The organism is Chamaesiphon sp. VAR_69_metabat_338 (assembly GCF_031423935.1).
Taxonomy (GTDB): Bacteria; Cyanobacteriota; Cyanobacteriia; order Cyanobacteriales; family Chamaesiphonaceae; genus Chamaesiphon.
In genome coordinates this window covers 1-1,993 of the sequence record NZ_JANPGM010000039.1, presented here as the reverse complement: position 1 = coordinate 1,993, position 1,993 = coordinate 1, and the positions used below count along the sequence as shown (strand labels likewise).

The following is a 1,993-nucleotide window of genomic DNA, read 5'->3' as shown; positions in this document are numbered from 1 at the left end:
TCCAGTGCGAATTTTGGGGCCGCCTAAGTCCATCATGACTTTACATGACGTTCCTGTTTCTCTTTCGGCACGGCGGATATTGTCGATCGCGCCTTGCCAGATTTCTGGAGTATCGTGGGCGCAATTAATCCGCATACAGTTTGCGCCGCGTTGAATGAAACTTCGCACTAGCTCATAGTTGGTGGCGGCCTCAGTATCCAGCGTGACCATAATTCGGACGCGACGGTGGGGTGAGGACTCACCGAATAATTCTTCCGTGTGCTGCTGTAGTAATCGATTGCCCTCAAAGAAGAATTCGATCGGTGGACGCTGGAAATGTCGATCTGATTTAGAGCCACAGATGACTTCTAAAGTGGCAATCACCGCATCGAGATTGGGCATTACCCGTCCTTCAATCCGACCTAATGAGGAGAGTCCCCAAGGCATTAGTGCCGCTTGGAGAGGGCGGAGATCGTGCCGACGTAAAGCTAAATACTCAGCTAAATTCAAGGCACTATCGATAAATGCTATCCGCTGAATGTGCGGATTCCACTCGTCAAAGATGGCTTTTCCTTCGCTTTCGACAGTTTGGCGTAGTGCTTGTAGCGTCGATAGTAAACCCTGGGGACTCGATAGATGAAGCGATTCGGAACTGGGTTTGGAAATTTGACTAACCATCTAAAAAGCAGCAGGTTATTGGCTACCCTCTACACTACTGTCAACAGATGAGGAATCTGTGAGGGAGGCTCGATTACTGGGCGGGCAACTCGTGACAGAATTTAGATATCCTGCCAGTCTCTCGCATCGACAAATAGAGATAGATGTTTGGGGTTGCTGGTAGCTACAATCGATTGATGTTCATCGCTTCCAATTAGGATGGCTTGAGCGGCTAGAATCACATCTCCGTCGAGGGCTTTATTATCTGCGGTTGGTTTGCCCTGTTGCCTCACTTGTGCCCACAGTTGGGCGGCTTTGAGCATGACTTCGGTGGTAATGGGCAAGTAAATGATTTCTGATTTGAGCAAGTCGAGTCTACGAATACTATTTGCTCGATTGACTCTGAGCAATTCTCTTCTCACTTCATAATCGATGATTTCGGGCAGAACGACGCTATATCCACGATCGAACAGGCTGGAAAACCACTGCTGACATTCAGTTGATAAAGGTGTGGATTTGGGATTGGTAATCAAACCGACGGGTGTTGAATCTAGCAGAATAATTTTGGTCATCTGGTTCTAGATCGATACACGCTCGCTCGATCGGATAGCTGATAGTGCTTGCTGCTGTTCTTCGATATCGTCATCTTCATTCAAAGTTGCGATTAATTTAGAGATATTGGCTTTTCTTCGATCGATCGTTGCCGGATCTTGGGTGTTAATAGCATCGACGGCTTTTTGCCATTGGATTTGGGCTGGATTGCGATCGATCTTTCTTTGCTGAAAACCTTGCACGATTGCGAGGAGTTCGGGGAGATCTGCTTCTGGGGTGGTTTGGATAACGCTAAGTAAGTTTTCGCGTGCTGTGGTTGGCGATTCAAGTGACATAAATAGGCTTATGGGTGCTGAGGTGGGTTAGTTCTATTTTAACCCGACGCTGAGAGTCGATTACCTACGCTAGGCTACGCCAACGAGGAATTAGAACGGGCTTGAGGTTGATGAATTTAAAACCGACAACGAATCGTTATGTGGAATGTGACATCTAGCTTCGCCACAAATGACTTCTCAAGTGGCAATTACCGCATCATTAATTTGCCTTTATATGCCTTCTAAAGTCATTTGTTCTACAGGAGATTCATAAAGACTTAATGCAATGAGAGTATAACTGTTTTTTGTCTCACTGGTTAGAGGATTTATCTTAGGAAATTCAATAATTGTGGCTGAATAGAGTCTGCCTATTGTTGCTGTGCCAGCATATGCTTGAGCTTCAGTCCGGATATCTCCCTTGTAAGATATTCCTGAATTAATGTCTTCTATCCCAAACTTCCAACTATCATTATCAGCCATAAAAAGATTAC

At 45.7% G+C, this 1,993-nt stretch carries 4 protein-coding genes; all 4 read right to left on the bottom strand.

Annotated features, from left to right (window positions below; all coding sequences use genetic code 11):
• Positions 1-657: pyruvate kinase (locus RMO84_RS01330; protein WP_310486644.1), on the bottom strand; the 657-nt coding region annotated here is incomplete at its 3' end.
• Positions 658-758: 101 nt separating this feature from the next.
• Positions 759-1,208, bottom strand: coding sequence for a PIN domain-containing protein (locus tag RMO84_RS01325; protein ID WP_310486642.1), 450 nt, complete (start codon positions 1,206-1,208; stop codon positions 759-761).
• 6 nt (positions 1,209-1,214) lie between these two features.
• Positions 1,215-1,523, bottom strand: coding sequence for a hypothetical protein (locus tag RMO84_RS01320; protein WP_310486641.1), 309 nt, complete (start codon positions 1,521-1,523; stop codon positions 1,215-1,217).
• A gap of 210 nt (positions 1,524-1,733) precedes the next feature.
• Positions 1,734-1,993: hypothetical protein (locus RMO84_RS01315; protein WP_310486640.1), on the bottom strand; the 260-nt coding region annotated here is incomplete at its 5' end.